This is a genomic window from Bradyrhizobium sp. Leo78 (genome assembly GCF_059512425.1).
The window spans coordinates 1-386 of record NZ_JCAMOT010000279.1; the positions used below are offsets into that span (position 1 = coordinate 1).

A 386-nucleotide genomic window follows, 5' to 3' on the forward strand; every position below is an offset into this window, starting at 1 on the left:
ATGTACTTGGCGACGCTGGACTGCGCGACCTCGAACCCGAGCTTGAGCAGTTCGCCGTGGATGCGTGGCGCGCCCCAAAGCGGATTTTCGACGCTGATCCGCCGGATCAACGCGCGCAGCCTCGTGTCGATCGGCGGCCGCCCTCCGATCGGGCGCGACTTCCAACGCCAATAGCCGCGAAAGCCGGCCCGGTGCCAACGCACGACCGTCTCGGGCCGGATGATCGTGAGGACCTGCAAGATCGATGGAAACCAGCGATACAGCTGAACGAAGAATCAGCGATCATCGTTGCTGAGCCGGACGCGACCCTGCAGCCTACGCCTCAAGACAATCAACTGATGTCTGAGCGCCGCATTCTCTGCTTCAAGTCGGCTCTTCGACTTGAG

At 62.2% G+C, this 386-nt stretch carries 1 protein-coding gene and 1 pseudogene; one reads left to right on the forward strand and one right to left on the reverse strand.

Features of this window, described 5'->3' with window-relative positions; translation table 11 throughout:
- Positions 1–203, reverse strand: a pseudogene (locus AC5ZG1_RS44670) (hypothetical protein); the annotation flags it as partial.
- Here AC5ZG1_RS44670 and AC5ZG1_RS44675 point away from each other — a divergent pair.
- Positions 192–386: hypothetical protein (locus tag AC5ZG1_RS44675; RefSeq protein WP_496136610.1), on the forward strand; the 195-nt coding region annotated here is incomplete at its 3' end. The pseudogene AC5ZG1_RS44670 and the gene AC5ZG1_RS44675 sit on opposite strands and share 12 nt — an antisense overlap.